We start from the raw sequence: 16,586 nt of genomic DNA, 5'->3' as shown, positions 1-16,586 counted from the left end.
CGGTAAATGGATATTAGAAAACGAAAAGCAAATTTACAGAGAAAACACTATCTGCTTTACTTAACCCCTCAGGCACTCTGTCGTGATATTGACGAGAGTGAGTCAGTTTTAACGCAATATCTTCAGTAATGTCGTTAGTAACACTGAACTCGCTATCCAAGCTGGTATTACTGCTACCGGTAACTAACGTGAGATCGGCTGCGAAACTTAGGTTGTCCAATGCATGCCAAGTTGCGTTCAGGTTGCCACGAAAGATCCCTTCACGGACGATATCCGGAAATACAATATCGTCGTCATCTATTTCATCCAGATTAGGCTCCTGGTAACGATAACCCGGACCTACCTCGACCTCTAATACGAGATCTTCCGTGTAGGAGAACTGGTAACCCAGACCTCCAGAAAGCGTGTAATCTTTAAAATACGCGCTATAGCGTGAATCTACGCCTTTGAAACTGCTATACAAATAGGTTCTAGGGCCGAGTTTGTAGTCGCTCTGCACTGAATAAGTAGAAGAGCGTTTATCTTCTTCACCGTCTTTATACAGGTTGTAGTATTTCCACTCCCCATAAGAACGATGTCGACCAGATATGTATTCAGCACTCAAACGAGCATTCAGGGAACGAGAGTCCGTGTTACCTGTGTGAGCTTGATAACCAAATTCCACTTCTGTTTGCAGTGGTTCTGGAACATCAATAGTTTGCTCTGGTTGTACTGATTCATCAGCGTACGATGCTCCCACGCATAGTATGCTAACGCTTAGTAACCAGTATCGGGACACATAAACCTCGAACGTAATGAAAAGGAGGGGCATGATACTGATACAGATGCTCGCTTTGGTCAATGGTAGGTTAAATTTTATTAGACCTGGTTAGGCTAACTAAATCTTAGTAAAGAGCAAAATTACAGGATTAAAGAAGCTAAAATCTCCCATAAAGTAGGCACTTATCTTAGGGCTTTAACTATCCAGCGGACCTGGTTATCAAAATGTCTTTCAGCCGAACGCATTCCGATTCTTAACAAGTAATTTTCGCTTCAAGGGAGCATCTCTGTTGGGTTAAGGTTATAATCTTGGGTCATTAGTAGTTATCGAGCAAAATCATGGCGGAAAACAGAAATCGCAAACCTTCAGATAGTCAGGTCGACGCAATCAAAGTGCCACCTCACTCACTAGAAGCAGAGCAATCAGTGATTGGTGGTCTCTTACTGGACAATGAGCGTTGGGATACCGTTGCCGAGCGCGTTGTCGCCAGTGATTTCTATAGCCGTCCACACCGCCTTATCTTTGAAGGTGTAAAAACCATTCTTGAAGATGGCAAACCACTCGACCTTATCACGTTGTCGGAATACCTCGAACGTCACGAGCAGTTAGATGATGTGGGTGGCTTTGCTTACTTAGCTGACTTAGCGAAAAACACACCGAGTGCGGCTAACATCAATGCGTATGCCGATATCGTAGCCGAGCGTGCGATCGTGCGTGGCTTGATTGGCGTGGCCAACGATATCGCTGACGCAGGTTATGATCCGCAAGGCCGCAGTTCAGAAGATTTGATCGATTTAGCGGAAAGTAAAGTTTTCGCGATTGCAGAGTCTCGTACCAGTGAAAACGAAGGGCCACAAAACGTCGACAACATCCTGGAAAAAACCCTCGAGCGTATTGAGTTGTTATATAAAACTCCGCAGGATGGTGTAACGGGTGTCGACACTGGCTTTACCGATCTCAACAAGAAAACCGCAGGTCTACAAGGTTCTGATTTGGTTATTGTCGCGGCACGTCCATCGATGGGTAAAACCACTTTTGCGATGAACTTGTGTGAAAACGCGGCAATGCAGCAAGAAAAACCCGTGCTGATTTTCTCGTTAGAGATGCCTGCTGAACAGTTGATGATGCGTATGCTGGCATCCTTGTCGCGTGTTGACCAAACTAAAATTCGTACCGGTCAGCTGGATGATGAAGACTGGGCGCGCATTTCTTCTACCATGGGTATCCTGATGCAGAAGAAAAACATGTACATCGACGATAGCTCTGGTCTAACGCCGACAGAGGTACGTTCTCGTGCTCGTCGTGTTGCCCGTGAACACGGTGGTTTATCCATGATCATGGTCGACTACCTTCAGTTGATGCGAGTGCCTGCGTTAACAGACAACCGTACTCTGGAAATCGCTGAGATCTCGCGCTCGCTTAAAGCGCTGGCGAAAGAATTGAATGTACCTGTTGTGGCACTTTCGCAGCTAAACCGTTCTTTGGAGCAACGTGCAGATAAACGTCCGGTAAACTCGGACTTGCGTGAATCGGGCTCTATCGAGCAGGATGCCGACTTGATCATGTTTATTTACCGTGATGAGGTTTACCACCCAGATAGCGCATATAAAGGTACTGCTGAAATTATTATTGGTAAGCAGCGTAACGGTCCAATCGGTTCTGTACGTCTCACTTTCCAAGGCCAACACTCACGCTTTGACAATTATGCGGGTCCAGCGTTCGACATTGATGATGAGTAATGCCATGAGCTACATGAAAGCCGCGAAGGCGTGTATTGACCTGTCTGCATTGCAACACAATTTACGTCGAGTTAAAGCTCAAGCACCAAACAGCAAAGTAATGGCAGTGGTGAAAGCCAACGGTTATGGCCATGGTTTGCGTCACGTAGCAAAGCAGACTGGTGAAGCCGACGCTTTTGGTGTCGCGCGTATTGAAGAAGCGCTGCAACTGAGAGCTTGCGGTGTCGTGAAGCCAATTTTGTTGTTAGAAGGGTTTTACTCTTCTGGTGATTTACCTGTACTGGTGACCAATAACATCCAAACCGTTGTGCATTGTGAAGAGCAGTTGATAGCTCTTGAACAAGCCGAGCTGGAAACACCAGTGGTGGTATGGCTCAAAATTGACAGTGGTATGCACCGACTGGGTGTACGCCCTGAGCAGTTTGATGAATTAGCCTCACGACTCAAAGCGTGTCCTAATGTGGCTAAACCGCTGCGTTACATGAGCCACTTTGGTTGTGCTGACGAGTTAGACAGTGAAATCACATCTCAGCAGATAGAACTGTTTAATTCATTGACGCAGGGCTGTCATGGCGAGCGTTCACTAGCAGCCTCAGCGGGGCTACTAGCGTGGCCACAAAGCCACCTCGATTGGGTTCGTCCGGGAATCATCATGTACGGCGTATCTCCGTTTGGGGATAAAACGGCACAAGATTTAGGTTACCAACCCGCGATGACGCTTAAGTCTCACCTGATCGCAGTGCGTGAAGTGAAAAAAGGCGAGAGTGTTGGTTACGGTGGAGCCTGGACGAGCGAGCGAGACACCAAAGTAGGTGTGATTGCAGTTGGTTATGGCGACGGTTACCCAAGAGGCGCGCCGAATGGTACACCAGTGTGGGTCAACGGGCGTAAAGTGCCTATCGCCGGTCGGGTCTCGATGGATATGCTGACCGTCGATCTTGGGCCGGATGCGAAAGACAAAGTCGGTGATGAAGCAATTCTGTGGGGCAAAGAGTTACCTGTTGAGGAAGTGGCTCATCACATTGGCACCATAGCGTATGAGTTAGTGACCAAGCTAACGCCACGTGTCGAAATGGAATATTCAAAGTAACTTTCGGATAATACCAATTCAAGAATAGGGGCTAACCAATGCGTTAGCCCCTATTTTTTATTCACCATTTATCGTTGCGATGATGCGACGGCCGCTACCAAAATCTCGGTGTTCACCTAAGTATATGCCCTGCCAAGTTCCTAACGCCAAGCGACCATTCTGAATTGGAATCGTCACACTGCTGCCAAGTAGTGATGCTTTAATATGGGCAGGTATGTCGTCATCACCCTCATAAGTATGCTGGTAATAAGAAGCGCGCTCAGGAACATACTTATTGAAATGCGCTTCCATATCCATACGGACGGTAGGATCAGCGTTCTCATTCAAGGTCAGACTCGCAGAGGTATGCTGAATAAAAAGGTGTAACAAACCTACTGAAAGAGTACTTATTTGCGGTAATTGTTGTTCAATTTCATCAGTAATCAGGTGAAAACCGCGACTTCTTGCTTTTAAATTTAGTGTTTTTTGCGTCCACATACGCGTTCCTTTGGACATTTCTAATTTGGCGTCTATTCTAATCCAATTAGAGCCTGTCATTACTTGATGATATTATTCTATACCTATGAATGAATTGTTCAAATTCAGGGCAGCTAACGTGACCTAACTCAATGTGAGGGTAAATGCTCTCGGTCATAATTGTTGCCTGAAAAAAAATTACAAAGACTTGTTTTGTGGCAAAACGCCCAAACATCTACATTTAAATTCTTTTTGCTAAATCGGGGATTCCGCAGTTTTCGCTAGACTGTAAGGAATGGAACCTACTGTAACATCGGGATAAAGACCATGTTGAAAAATATCAATCCAACGCAAACACAAGCTTGGAAAGCGTTAACAGCGCACTTCGAATCTGCACAAGATATGGATCTAAAAGAGCTGTTTGCTCAAGACGCGGATCGTTTTGACAAATACTCTGCACGTTTCGGCTCAGACATTCTTGTCGACTACTCAAAGAACCTCATCAATGAGGAAACTCTGAAGCACCTGTTCACTCTTGCTAAAGAGACTGAGCTGAAATCTGCAATCGAAGCGATGTTCAGTGGTGAAGCGATCAACCAGACAGAAGGCCGTGCAGTTCTGCACACCGCTCTGCGTAACCGTGCGAATACACCGGTTATGGTTGATGGTGAAGACGTAATGCCAGCTGTAAATGCCGTTCTGGAAAAAATTAAGTCTTTCACAGAGCGTGTGATTGGCGGTGAATGGAAAGGTTACACTGGTAAAGCGATTACAGATATCGTAAACATCGGTATCGGTGGTTCTGACCTTGGTCCTTACATGGTGACGGAAGCACTGGCACCATACAAAAACCATCTAAACCTGCACTTCGTGTCGAACGTTGATGGTACTCATATCGTAGAGACACTGAAGAAAGTCGATCCTGAAACAACACTATTCCTGATTGCTTCTAAAACATTCACAACTCAAGAAACCATGACTAACGCGCATTCTGCTCGTGATTGGTTCCTGGAAACGGCTGGCGATCAAGCACACGTTGCTAAGCACTTCGCGGCACTTTCTACTAACGCGACTGCAGTTTCTGAGTTCGGTATCGACACAGACAACATGTTTGAATTCTGGGATTGGGTTGGCGGTCGTTACTCTCTATGGTCTGCAATCGGTCTTTCAATTGCACTAGCCGTTGGCTTCGACAACTTCGTTGAGCTACTTGATGGCGCGCACGAGATGGACAAGCACTTTGTCTCAACAGAACTGGAAAGCAACATCCCAGTGATCCTGGCGCTTATCGGCATTTGGTACAACAACTTCCACGGCGCAGAGTCTGAAGCTATCCTGCCTTACGATCAGTACATGCACCGTTTCGCAGCGTACTTCCAGCAAGGTAACATGGAATCAAATGGTAAATACGTTGACCGTGACGGTAATGCTGTGACTTACCAAACTGGCCCAATCATCTGGGGTGAACCAGGTACAAACGGCCAGCACGCGTTCTACCAGCTAATCCACCAGGGTACTAAGCTGATCCCATGTGACTTCATTGCACCTGCAATCAGCCACAACCCAGCAAGTGATCACCATCAGAAACTGATGTCGAACTTCTTCGCACAAACAGAAGCGCTTGCGTTTGGTAAGTGTGTAGAGACAGTGAAAGAAGAGTTGGTACTATCTGGTAAAAATGCAGAAGAAGTAGCGGCAATCGCTCCATTCAAAGTATTTGAAGGTAACCGCCCAACTAACTCTATCTTAGTTAAGCAAATCACGCCTCGCACGCTAGGTAACCTAATCGCAATGTACGAGCACAAGATCTTCGTACAAGGCGTTATTTGGAACATCTTCAGCTTTGACCAATGGGGTGTTGAGCTTGGTAAACAGCTAGCAAACCAAATCTTGCCAGAGCTAGCTGATGAATCGGCAATCAGTTCACACGATAGCTCTACAAATGGTCTGATCAACGCATTCAAAGCTTTCAAAGCGTAATGCACGATTAGAATAAAAAAGGTCAGCTATTGCTGACCTTTTTTGAATCTCTGAGTTGAGTGCGTTAGTTTCACTCATTAATAGAGAGGGTTATTCGAAGCAAATCTCGATAAACGCATTTCCCCATTGCGACGAGAAAGGCATGATGATAATCGAGCCCTCACACTTGTGACGAATAGTATGGCCTCGGCCAGAAACCACAACCGGCGTTGCCATATCAAAATCAAACCCACTCTCAGCCAGAATTCGTTTTGCTCCACCTGTCACCATATTAGTGATTTCACCGACCATATCGGTCACTTCTTCATTGAGTCCGTTAGGGCGCTCTCCAAGCATGTTTTGCATGATTTCCAATGCTAACGCTTCATCGAAGGTAATCGACATTGAGCCACGAGTTTGCGGACCAACCATGCCTATTAAACCTGAAACATCACCTCGTGCGATTTCATCTTTTTTGATTCGAGGTTTTTGAGGCTTCAGCTCCAGAGAAGCCATTGTTTTCAGCACATTCATTAAAGAAGCTAAAAACGGGTTTACAAATTCAGCGCGCATATTGGTCTTCTATACTTATTCTTTCGTTTCGGAAGCACAGGCTTGGCATTCACCATGTGTTTCAATAACTTGATTAGTGAGTTTGAATCCATGCTTTTCAGCATTTTTAGCTAACAGGGCGATCAAGTTTTCGTCTTCGAGTTCAACAACAGCACCACATTTATCACAAATTAGTAATTGAAAAAAGTGTTGTTGCGTATTGAAAGAACAACAAGTTATAAAACTGTTGGTTGATTCTACTCGATGGATAAAGCCTTGCTCGAGGAGAAAGTCCAGGGCGCGATAAACCGTAGGTGGTTTCGCTTGTGGTTCGCTCTCTTTTAATTGCTCCAATAGCTCATACGCACTTGATGCACTGCGATTCGAACAGATAAGTTCAAACACACGTCGGCGCTGGGGAGTCAATCTTACTCCGCGCTCGGCGCAGATATTTTCAACTTGTTCAATGATTGTTGGGGTCAAACCTTTCACCATAACTATTGGACGTGCTCAATTATAAATTCTTTCTCTACGAAGTTCGTCTAGAGATATTTCATTTTACCTACTATCACTGCGAAAATCATGAATTAAAGCAAATCGCTCCTCGCATCGTGACGAAGTGGTCATAACAGAATGGTAAGACGGTGCAGAAATCGTTTTTATCGACCACTTCTTCTTTGTTGGAGACAGTATTCACATCATCTGCGGATTGGTTTTATGGCCAAGAACTTCATGTGGAAACTAGCACCTTAAGGTGACTTGGGTATACAATACCCGACTTATTTTTTGGGCGTACTGCTGCGCTCGACCTTGGTAACATAAAAACGGGTGTTGAAATCATGACTCATTCTTGCAGGCTCTCCGTAGCACCAATGTTGGATTGGACCGATCGTCATTGTCGCTACTTCCATCGCTTAATGACCAAAGAAACCCTGCTGTACACTGAAATGGTGACCACAGGCGCGATCATTCATGGAAAAGGAGACTTTCTTGCTTACAACGAAGAGGAGCATCCGTTAGCCCTTCAGTTGGGTGGTTCGAACCCTGAAGACCTGGCTAAGTGTGCCAAGCTTGCCGAGGAGCGTGGTTATGATGAGATCAACCTGAACGTGGGTTGCCCATCTGATCGTGTGCAAAACGGGCGCTTCGGTGCGTGTCTAATGGCGGAGCCTCAGCTGGTCGCAGACTGTGTAGCCGCAATGAAAGACGTGGTTGATGTACCCGTTACAGTAAAAACACGTATCGGTATTGATGATCAAGACTCTTACGAGTTCCTGACGGATTTTGTGTCGATTGTGTCTGAGAAAGGCGGTTGTGAGCAGTTTACCATTCACGCGCGCAAAGCCTGGCTAAGTGGCCTTAGCCCGAAAGAGAACCGCGAGATTCCACCATTGGATTACCCGCGTGCTTACCAGTTAAAGAAAGACTTCTCTCATCTAACTGTCGCTATCAATGGCGGGGTAAAATCGTTAGAAGAAGCGAAAGCGCATCTACAACATCTTGATGGTGTGATGATTGGCCGCGAAGCTTATCAAAGTCCGTATATTCTTGCCTCGGTCGATCAAGAACTATTTGGTTCGAGTGCTCCGGTGAAAAAGCGCAGCGAAATTGTAGAAGAAATGTACCCTTACATTGAAGAGCAACTCGCAAAAGGCGCATATATCGGTCATATTACTCGTCATATGCTGGGTTTATTCCAAAGCATGCCGGGTGCTCGTCAATGGCGTCGTCATATCAGTGAAAATGCGCACAAGCCTGGTTCTGGCCTAGAAGTGCTGCAAGATGCGTTAGCGAAGATCCCAAAAGAGTTGAATGTGTAAAATTCACCAGTGGTTGGTTAAAATGACCAACTAGAGAATAAGTAAGCCAGAATGCAGAAATGCCTCTGGCTTTTTTGTTTTTATATATCAAAGGATTATCTTAATTCTTCCAAGTTGGCATGTTACCTGCTCTGTTATTTGAAAAATGTATGGAGAAGTAATTATGTTGGAGCTGATCTTTCTTTTAGTCTTTGCGGCGACCCTATTAGTAACGGGCATCACGATGGTGACAGTATTCGCGGCAACAGGTATTGCTCTGGTTGTGATGTTTTTACTGGGGATGATAGGTGCGGTACTAAAACTGTTACCTTGGCTAATTGTCATCGCATTGGGTATTTGGTTTTTCAAAAACGTGGTTGCGCAGCCTCGCTACAAATAGGCGATCCGTTGATCTCATTGATTTAGTTGATGGAGGGGTATGAGAGTGTGGTATATTTCTACTCATACCCTAACTGTTGAATATCAGCTATCTCGGAGAACACACTACATGACAAATAAAGCGACCATCGCTTTAACAGCACTATCGCTGGCAGCCACTTTTCCTGTTTTCGCTGAGTCTTCCGTTTCAACTAAAGTTGGCGTGGATGTCTGGGCGGCAGATACAAAAGTTAACGAAGTCAGAAGAGATAGCAGTACGACTGGCGCATTCTATGCCGCAATTGAACATGACGTAAAATACGTTCCTAATGCACGCTTGCGATATACCAGCATTGATGCTGATTACATGGGCTTTGATAAATTAGATCTGACGCTGTATTACCAAGTGTTAGAGCATGATTTATTGCACTTTGATGCCGGCCTTACTTTCAGTAATTTAAGTGATACGAAGTACATTGATGCTGGCACCTCTCCTCGCACTGAAGATTTTGATGATCTCATTTGGGCATGGTACGGCTACGCAGAAATAACCGTTCCAAATACCAATTTTGATGTGATTGGAGAAATGAACTTTGGTGACAGTAATGGCATTAAAAGCACAGATCTAATGGCAGGCATTCAATACAAACTGCCTTTGCAAGAAAACCAACTGGCATTTCGTGGTGGCTATCGAGTGATAGACTTGGAATCAGAACAATTTCTTTCAAGTTTAGGTAAAGAGTTCATTTTCGCCGATGGCTTTTTCTTGAGTGCTGAATACACTTTTTAAGCCGATTAACGGTTCTGGTTTTAAAACGTCGCATTATAAGCGGCGTTTTTTTATACCTCTTCATTATATGTAATCGAATTTTTCTGCCTATTTTCTCCAGTTAGACCATGCTTATCTAGGATCAATGTGAAAGTTAGAGCAGGGATAGCGATGACAATAAATGAATTAAGACATCTATTTCGTGAAAACCAGCTTGTGGAAGCCATTATTGAACCGTCGATCCAAGAAGGTGGTTGGGTCGTGGAGTTTAGGCATGCACGAGGTGGATTCGTGTTTCTGACAGACAATCATGGTGAAGAATGTCTTTATGAAGATTTGGATGCAGCATCAAAGTCAGCGATGGCCGTAGGGTTTCAACAAGTCCGCATTGAAGACCGTTGAGCAAAAACTAAGCCGTTCTTACTTCCAAAAAGTTATAAAACATTCACTTCTATTCTTTCTTGTTATTAAGGAGAGTGGGTACTCTATCGTCACGCAATGAATAGGGATGTCGTGATAATGTCTTTTCAAAAGAATGAGTATTCACACAATAATGTGTCTGATGATAATAACGGGCAAGGGGGAGTTCCTCCAATCGCTAGCCCGCTGAATGACCAACAATTTAATTCACTCCAAAACACTGTCTCTGGGTTGTCTTCGCAACAACTTGCTTGGGTCAGTGGTTACTTCTGGGGTTTGGCTCAAAATCAACCGAGTGCAGCGGCTACGCCAATTACGCAAGCTGCAGCTGCTGTATCAGCAAAACCAGCAGGTAAACTGAGTATTATTTTTGCTTCTCAAACAGGTAATGCCAAAGGTGTTGCTGAAGCTTTAGAGCAAGAAGCAAAAGCAGAAGGAATTGCCGTTGAGCTATTTGATGCCAGCGATTACAAAGGCAAAAACCTAGCTAAAGAAACGCACGTTATTTTCGTCGCGTCTACGAATGGTGAAGGCGAAGCGCCAGATAATGCCATTGAACTGCATGAGTTCTTGCAATCTAAGAAAGCGCCAAAACTGCCTAACCTTCAGTACGGTGTTATTGCGCTTGGCGATTCAAGCTATGAATTCTTCTGTCAAACAGGTAAAGACTTCGACACTTATTTATCAAAATTAGGTGCGAAGCCGTTTATCGACCGCATTGACTGTGACGTTGACTACGAAGCACCTGCTACTGAATGGCGTAAGAGCGCACTGGAGAAAGTAAAAGAAACACTTTCATCTGGTAACGAAGCTGAAGTTGTGCAACTTCCTGTTGGACAAGCAGCGGCAACGCATTCGCAATACAACAAGCAGAACCCATACACAGCAACACTGTTGACCAGCCAAAAGATCACTGGCCGAGATTCAGGTAAAGACGTTCGCCATATCGAAATCGATCTGGAAGACTCGGGTCTTACTTACCAACCTGGTGATGCGTTAGGTGTGTGGTATGAAAACAGCTCAGAACTAGCAAATGCGGTTCTTGGCAAAGTTGGCCTGTCAGGTGTTGAAACGGTAGAAGTCGATGGCGAGAGTCTGTCTATTCACAGTGCGCTAGTGAGTAAATACGAAATCACGACATCGAACCCTCAGTTTGTGACTAAGTTTGCAGAGCTTTCTGGTAGCAAGAAGTTGCAAAAGCTGGTTGAAGATAAAGACAAGCTTCGTGAGTACTCGGCTAACACGCAAATCGTAGATGTGCTGGCAGAGAAGAAAACTAAGCTAACGGCTGATGAACTGGTCGGTTTACTTCGTCGTCTAACTCCTCGTCTTTACTCTATTGCTTCAAGCCAAGCTGAAGTGGATGAAGAAGTACACTTGACGGTCGGTTTGGTCGAGTACGATCACAACGAAGAGAAACGTTACGGTGGTGCGTCTAGCTTCTTGGCACAACGCCTGGAAGAAGGTGGTGAAGTTAAAGTGTTTATCGAGCACAACAACAACTTCAAACTGCCAGAAGACGACAATACACCAATCATCATGGTCGGCCCGGGCACTGGTATTGCTCCATTCCGTAGCTTTATTCAAGAGCGCGAAAACCGCGATGCAGAAGGTAAAAACTGGTTGTTCTTTGGCGACCGCACATTCACGCAAGACTTCTTGTACCAAGTTGAATGGCAAAAATACCTTAAGTCAGGTGCACTAAGCCGTTTGGATGTGGCCTTTAGCCGTGACCAAGTAGAAAAGGTTTATGTACAACACCGTATTCTAGAAAACGCTGAGCAAGTTTGGCAGTGGATTCAAGAAGGCGCTTACATCTATGTATGTGGTGATGCTACCCGCATGGCAAAAGATGTTCATGACGCACTTGTCATTGTTGCAGAGCAGGAAGGTAAACTGGCTCGCGATGAAGCAGAACAATTTATTAATGACTTACGTAAAGCGAAACGTTATCAGAGGGATGTGTACTAATGACTTTTTCGACTGAGAATAATAAGCAGGTTGTATTAGGCGAAGAGCTAGGACCACTATCTGATAACGAGCGTCTAAAAAGAGAAAGTAACCTATTACGTGGCACTATTGAGCAAGACCTACAGGATCGTATTACTGGTGGTTTTACCGCAGACAACTTCCAGTTAATTCGTTTCCACGGTATGTATCAGCAAGACGACCGCGATATCCGTAACGAGCGTACCAAGCAAAAGCTTGAGCCTCTTCATAACGTGATGCTTCGTGCTCGTATGCCTGGCGGTATTATTACCCCAACGCAGTGGTTAGCGATTGATAAGTTTGCAACAGAGCACTCTCTATATGGAAGTATTCGTCTGACAACGCGTCAAACGTTCCAGTTCCACGGTGTACTGAAGCCAAACATCAAGTTGATGCACCAAACGTTGAACAGCATTGGTATTGATTCAATCGCAACGGCAGGTGATGTTAACCGTAACGTACTGTGTACTACGAACCCGGTAGAGTCTGAGCTACACCAGGAAGCATACGAGTGGGCGAAGAAGATCAGTGAGCATCTTCTACCAAAAACGCGTGCGTATGCTGAAATTTGGTTAGATGGTGAGAAAGTTGAATCGACAGAAGAAGACGAGCCGATTCTTGGTAAAAACTACTTACCACGTAAGTTCAAAACGACCGTTGTGATCCCTCCGCAAAATGATGTGGATGTACACGCGAACGACCTGAACTTCGTCGCAATTGCAGATAACGGCAAGCTGGTTGGTTTCAACGTGCTTGTTGGCGGTGGTCTGGCAATGACGCATGGCGATACGTCAACTTACGCTCGCCGTGCAGACGACTTTGGTTTTGTTCCACTAGAAAAGACACTCGATGTTGCCGCTGCAGTTGTAACGACTCAGCGTGACTGGGGTAACCGTTCAAACCGTAAGAACGCGAAAACTAAATACACACTAGATCGTGTTGGTATTGACGTCTTTAAAGCGGAAGTAGAAAAACGTGCTGGCATTCAGTTTGAAGAAAGCCGCCCATACGAGTTTACCGAACGCGGTGATCGAATCGGTTGGGTAGAAGGCATTGATGGTAAGCACCACTTAGCGATGTTTATCGAGAATGGTCGTTTATTGGATTACCCAGGTAAGCCACTAAAAACGGGCGTCGCTGAAATCGCGAAAATTCACAAAGGTGATTTCCGCATGACAGCGAACCAAAACCTGATTGTTGCGGGCGTACCGGCTGATCAAAAAGAGCTAATCGAGAAGATCGCTCGTGAGCATGGCCTGGTTGATGATAGCGTCAGTGAACAGCGTAAAAACTCAATGGCGTGTGTGGCGTTCCCGACTTGTCCGCTTGCAATGGCGGAAGCCGAACGCTTCCTACCTCAGTTTGTTACTGATGTAGAAGGTATCCTGGAAAAACACGGTTTACCTGAAGAAGACAACATCATTCTGCGTGTCACTGGTTGCCCTAACGGTTGTGGCCGCGCAATGTTGGCGGAAATTGGTTTAGTAGGTAAAGCACCGGGTCGTTACAACCTTCACCTAGGCGGTAACCGAGCGGGTACACGTATTCCGAAGATGTATAAAGAAAACATCACTGACAAACAGATACTAGAAGAGATTGATCAGCTTGTAGGTCGTTGGGCTACAGAGCGTGAAACTGGCGAAGGATTTGGTGATTTTGCAATCCGCGCTGGCATCATTCAAGAAGTCAAAGTATCTAAGAGGGACTTGCATGCTTGATTCTGTAGCTTCCAAACCGGAGCTGGCAGAGTTGCTGACATTAACTAAGACGGAGCAAATCCTCCGTCTTGCCCAAATCAATGTCGAACTTGAACAGCTTTCGGCACAAGAGAGAGTAAAATGGGCTTTGGAAAACCTAGACGGAGAGTTTGCCGTTTCGTCTAGTTTTGGTATCCAAGCCGCAGTAATGCTTCATCTTGTGACTCAAGAAAAATCAGACATCCCAATTATCTTAACGGATACCGGGTATTTGTTTGCTGAAACCTATCGCTTTATTGATGAGTTAACCGAGCAACTGAACCTCAACCTAAAAGTTTACCGAGCAGTAGAAAGTGCTCAATGGCAAGAAGCTCGTTATGGAAAACTTTGGGAGCAGGGTGTTGAAGGGATTGAGAGGTACAACAAACTCAATAAAGTTGAACCAATGCGTCGCGCATTGAAAGAGCTTAAAGTCGGAACTTGGTTTTCTGGCCTTCGCAGAGAGCAAAGCAAATCTCGAGCAGGTTTGCCGATACTATCAATTCAGAATGGCGTATTTAAGTTTTTGCCAGTAATCGATTGGACGAATAAAGATGTCCACTATTACTTAGAGCAACACGGACTGAAATACCATCCACTTTGGGATGAAGGTTATCTCTCTGTAGGTGATACACATACTACGCAGAAGTGGGAACCTGGAATGTCAGAGGAAGAAACTCGATTCTTTGGTTTGAAGCGTGAATGTGGACTTCACGAAGATGATGACTCTGAACAAGATGGTTCGGGTATATAAGAAGAGATAGAGCTTGGTCTCCATCTCCTATAAAAAGAGAGCTGCTGTAAAGCAGCTCTCTTTTTTATTTATAGAAGTAAAAAGCAGGACTCAAAAACAGGCATTTAAGGATAACTCTGTGGATAACCTGTTTGGTTGTTAGGGGTAAAGTTGGATAAATAAGGGTTTGAGTGAAAAGTCATCGTTTAACCATTATTTTTGCAAATTTTGCAAAATAACGCTTGCCAATGTGAGCGCGATCTCTATAATGCCACCTCGTCGACAGGGCAAGCGCTCATAAGGGTTCAAGCAAAGTCGGCAAGGTCAAAAAGAAAAGCGAAATAGTTAATTGCCTTTACTTTTAAAAAGTAAAATAAAAAGCAAAAAGTGTTTGACACAGAAAATTATCTCGCTAGAATGGCCGCCTCTTCCGAAGTGATACGAATCGCAAAGAAGAGTAGCTCTTTAAAAATAAGAACCTATCAATCTGTGTGGGCACTCGTTGATGATAATCCAATTAGATACCTCGGTATCAAATTAGGTTTCAATGATACGAAGTGACCATTGAATCTTCGGATTCAGCACAGTCAATTCAAACATTACTTTATGTAATGTTCAGTATTCATTGAGCCGAACAAAATCTTAAATTGAAGAGTTTGATCATGGCTCAGATTGAACGCTGGCGGCAGGCCTAACACATGCAAGTCGAGCGGAAACGAGTTAACTGAACCTTCGGGGGACGTTAACGGCGTCGAGCGGCGGACGGGTGAGTAATGCCTAGGAAATTGCCCTGATGTGGGGGATAACCATTGGAAACGATGGCTAATACCGCATGATGCCTACGGGCCAAAGAGGGGGACCTTCGGGCCTCTCGCGTCAGGATATGCCTAGGTGGGATTAGCTAGTTGGTGAGGTAAGGGCTCACCAAGGCGACGATCCCTAGCTGGTCTGAGAGGATGATCAGCCACACTGGAACTGAGACACGGTCCAGACTCCTACGGGAGGCAGCAGTGGGGAATATTGCACAATGGGCGCAAGCCTGATGCAGCCATGCCGCGTGTGTGAAGAAGGCCTTCGGGTTGTAAAGCACTTTCAGTCGTGAGGAAGGTTTATGCGTTAATAGCGTATAGATTTGACGTTAGCGACAGAAGAAGCACCGGCTAACTCCGTGCCAGCAGCCGCGGTAATACGGAGGGTGCGAGCGTTAATCGGAATTACTGGGCGTAAAGCGCATGCAGGTGGTTTGTTAAGTCAGATGTGAAAGCCCGGGGCTCAACCTCGGAATAGCATTTGAAACTGGCAGACTAGAGTACTGTAGAGGGGGGTAGAATTTCAGGTGTAGCGGTGAAATGCGTAGAGATCTGAAGGAATACCGGTGGCGAAGGCGGCCCCCTGGACAGATACTGACACTCAGATGCGAAAGCGTGGGGAGCAAACAGGATTAGATACCCTGGTAGTCCACGCCGTAAACGATGTCTACTTGGAGGTTGTGGCCTTGAGCCGTGGCTTTCGGAGCTAACGCGTTAAGTAGACCGCCTGGGGAGTACGGTCGCAAGATTAAAACTCAAATGAATTGACGGGGGCCCGCACAAGCGGTGGAGCATGTGGTTTAATTCGATGCAACGCGAAGAACCTTACCTACTCTTGACATCCAGAGAACTTTCCAGAGATGGATTGGTGCCTTCGGGAACTCTGAGACAGGTGCTGCATGGCTGTCGTCAGCTCGTGTTGTGAAATGTTGGGTTAAGTCCCGCAACGAGCGCAACCCTTATCCTTGTTTGCCAGCGAGTAATGTCGGGAACTCCAGGGAGACTGCCGGTGATAAACCGGAGGAAGGTGGGGACGACGTCAAGTCATCATGGCCCTTACGAGTAGGGCTACACACGTGCTACAATGGCGCATACAGAGGGCGGCCAACTTGCGAAAGTGAGCGAATCCCAAAAAGTGCGTCGTAGTCCGGATTGGAGTCTGCAACTCGACTCCATGAAGTCGGAATCGCTAGTAATCGTGGATCAGAATGCCACGGTGAATACGTTCCCGGGCCTTGTACACACCGCCCGTCACACCATGGGAGTGGGCTGCAAAAGAAGTAGGTAGTTTAACCTTCGGGGGGACGCTTACCACTTTGTGGTTCATGACTGGGGTGAAGTCGTAACAAGGTAGCGCTAGGGGAACCTGGCGCTGGATCACCTCCTTATACGATGAT

14 protein-coding genes and 1 rRNA gene are annotated in these 16,586 nt (G+C 45.6%); 11 read left to right on the top strand and 4 right to left on the bottom strand.

Translation table 11 applies throughout. The features are described from left to right. Positions 1-13 precede the first annotated feature (13 nt). Positions 14-778 carry a DUF481 domain-containing protein gene (locus VEJY3_RS14190; protein ID WP_049794646.1) on the bottom strand — a complete coding sequence of 255 codons (765 nt, stop codon included), beginning with the start codon at positions 776-778 and terminating at the stop codon, positions 14-16. Positions 779-1,098: 320 nt separating this feature from the next. Between VEJY3_RS14190 and VEJY3_RS14185 the strand changes: the two genes are divergently transcribed. Both VEJY3_RS14185 and alr read left to right on the top strand, forming a co-directional pair. Continuing rightward, positions 1,099-2,499, top strand: coding sequence for a replicative DNA helicase (locus tag VEJY3_RS14185; RefSeq protein ID WP_014233138.1), 1,401 nt, complete (start codon positions 1,099-1,101; stop codon positions 2,497-2,499). Between the two features lie 13 nt (positions 2,500-2,512). Then, positions 2,513-3,589, top strand: a complete 1,077-nt coding sequence (alr, locus tag VEJY3_RS14180) for an alanine racemase (RefSeq protein WP_014233137.1) — start codon at positions 2,513-2,515, stop codon at positions 3,587-3,589. 57 nt (positions 3,590-3,646) lie between these two features. Here the strand turns inward: alr and VEJY3_RS14175 are convergent, their stop codons facing one another. Continuing rightward, entirely contained in the window at positions 3,647-4,066 is a 420-nt protein-coding gene (locus VEJY3_RS14175) for a secondary thiamine-phosphate synthase enzyme YjbQ (RefSeq protein ID WP_014233136.1), read from the bottom strand. A gap of 306 nt (positions 4,067-4,372) precedes the next feature. On the opposite strand from VEJY3_RS14175, the gene pgi reads away from it, so the two are divergent. Next, positions 4,373-6,025, top strand: a complete 1,653-nt coding sequence (gene pgi, locus VEJY3_RS14170; RefSeq protein ID WP_020334604.1) for a glucose-6-phosphate isomerase — start codon at positions 4,373-4,375, stop codon at positions 6,023-6,025. 90 nt (positions 6,026-6,115) lie between these two features. Here the strand turns inward: pgi and VEJY3_RS14165 are convergent, their stop codons facing one another. Further along, positions 6,116-6,577, bottom strand: coding sequence for a chemotaxis protein CheX (locus VEJY3_RS14165; RefSeq protein WP_005381269.1), 462 nt, complete (start codon positions 6,575-6,577; stop codon positions 6,116-6,118). Positions 6,578-6,592: 15 nt separating this feature from the next. After that, on the bottom strand, positions 6,593-7,051 hold the full coding sequence (gene zur / locus VEJY3_RS14160) for a zinc uptake transcriptional repressor Zur (RefSeq protein ID WP_014233134.1): 459 nt from the start codon (positions 7,049-7,051) through the stop codon (positions 6,593-6,595). A 344-nt stretch (positions 7,052-7,395) separates the two neighbouring features. Between zur and dusA the strand changes: the two genes are divergently transcribed. The 8 genes from dusA (at position 7,396) to VEJY3_RS14120 (ending at position 16,577) form a co-directional block, all read left to right on the top strand. Next, positions 7,396-8,376: a tRNA dihydrouridine(20/20a) synthase DusA gene (gene dusA / locus VEJY3_RS14155; protein WP_014233133.1), complete on the top strand. Its 981-nt coding sequence runs from the start codon at positions 7,396-7,398 to the stop codon at positions 8,374-8,376. Positions 8,377-8,539: 163 nt separating this feature from the next. Beyond that, the gene (gene pspG / locus VEJY3_RS14150; protein WP_014233132.1) at positions 8,540-8,755 is read left to right on the top strand and encodes an envelope stress response protein PspG; all 216 of its coding nucleotides are present in this window, start codon (positions 8,540-8,542) and stop codon (positions 8,753-8,755) included. 108 nt (positions 8,756-8,863) lie between these two features. Further along, the gene (locus VEJY3_RS14145) at positions 8,864-9,523 is read left to right on the top strand and encodes a TIGR04219 family outer membrane beta-barrel protein (RefSeq protein WP_014233131.1); all 660 of its coding nucleotides are present in this window, start codon (positions 8,864-8,866) and stop codon (positions 9,521-9,523) included. 150 nt (positions 9,524-9,673) lie between these two features. Next, on the top strand, positions 9,674-9,904 hold the full coding sequence (locus tag VEJY3_RS14140; protein WP_014233130.1) for a hypothetical protein: 231 nt from the start codon (positions 9,674-9,676) through the stop codon (positions 9,902-9,904). Between the two features lie 117 nt (positions 9,905-10,021). Beyond that, complete coding sequence (locus VEJY3_RS14135; protein ID WP_014233129.1) at positions 10,022-11,893, top strand: assimilatory sulfite reductase (NADPH) flavoprotein subunit; 1,872 nt, start codon at positions 10,022-10,024, stop codon at positions 11,891-11,893. Beyond that, positions 11,893-13,629 (top strand): assimilatory sulfite reductase (NADPH) hemoprotein subunit, encoded by a 1,737-nt coding sequence (cysI, locus tag VEJY3_RS14130; protein WP_014233128.1) that lies wholly within the window; start codon positions 11,893-11,895, stop codon positions 13,627-13,629. The genes VEJY3_RS14135 and cysI overlap by 1 nt, the downstream gene beginning before the upstream one ends. Beyond that, entirely contained in the window at positions 13,622-14,401 is a 780-nt protein-coding gene (locus VEJY3_RS14125; protein WP_014233127.1) for a phosphoadenylyl-sulfate reductase, read from the top strand. Before cysI ends, VEJY3_RS14125 begins: the two co-directional genes overlap by 8 nt. A gap of 623 nt (positions 14,402-15,024) precedes the next feature. Next, positions 15,025-16,577: ribosomal RNA gene (locus VEJY3_RS14120) — 16S ribosomal RNA — on the top strand. The last annotated feature ends 9 nt before the right edge of the window (positions 16,578-16,586 follow it).

The organism is Vibrio sp. EJY3 (genome assembly GCF_000241385.1).
Lineage (GTDB): Bacteria > Pseudomonadota > Gammaproteobacteria > Enterobacterales > Vibrionaceae > Vibrio > Vibrio natriegens.
This window is presented reverse-complemented; position numbering and strand designations above follow the sequence as displayed.

What these genes read in the sequence shown, in the direction of transcription:
- VEJY3_RS14125 (WP_014233127.1), top strand. Translation starts at nt 13,622, where the DNA reads ATGCTTGATTCTGTAGCTTCCAAACCGGAGCTGGCAGAGTTGCTGACA.
- alr (WP_014233137.1), top strand. Translation starts at nt 2,513, where the DNA reads ATGAAAGCCGCGAAGGCGTGTATTGACCTGTCTGCATTGCAACACAAT.
- cysI (WP_014233128.1), top strand. Translation starts at nt 11,893, where the DNA reads ATGACTTTTTCGACTGAGAATAATAAGCAGGTTGTATTAGGCGAAGAG.
- pgi (WP_020334604.1), top strand. Translation starts at nt 4,373, where the DNA reads ATGTTGAAAAATATCAATCCAACGCAAACACAAGCTTGGAAAGCGTTA.
- zur (WP_014233134.1), bottom strand. Translation starts at nt 7,051, where the DNA reads ATGGTGAAAGGTTTGACCCCAACAATCATTGAACAAGTTGAAAATATC.
- VEJY3_RS14165 (WP_005381269.1), bottom strand. Translation starts at nt 6,577, where the DNA reads ATGCGCGCTGAATTTGTAAACCCGTTTTTAGCTTCTTTAATGAATGTG.
- pspG (WP_014233132.1), top strand. Translation starts at nt 8,540, where the DNA reads ATGTTGGAGCTGATCTTTCTTTTAGTCTTTGCGGCGACCCTATTAGTA.
- VEJY3_RS14140 (WP_014233130.1), top strand. Translation starts at nt 9,674, where the DNA reads ATGACAATAAATGAATTAAGACATCTATTTCGTGAAAACCAGCTTGTG.
- VEJY3_RS14175 (WP_014233136.1), bottom strand. Translation starts at nt 4,066, where the DNA reads ATGTGGACGCAAAAAACACTAAATTTAAAAGCAAGAAGTCGCGGTTTT.
- VEJY3_RS14145 (WP_014233131.1), top strand. Translation starts at nt 8,864, where the DNA reads ATGACAAATAAAGCGACCATCGCTTTAACAGCACTATCGCTGGCAGCC.
- VEJY3_RS14135 (WP_014233129.1), top strand. Translation starts at nt 10,022, where the DNA reads ATGTCTTTTCAAAAGAATGAGTATTCACACAATAATGTGTCTGATGAT.
- VEJY3_RS14185 (WP_014233138.1), top strand. Translation starts at nt 1,099, where the DNA reads ATGGCGGAAAACAGAAATCGCAAACCTTCAGATAGTCAGGTCGACGCA.
- dusA (WP_014233133.1), top strand. Translation starts at nt 7,396, where the DNA reads ATGACTCATTCTTGCAGGCTCTCCGTAGCACCAATGTTGGATTGGACC.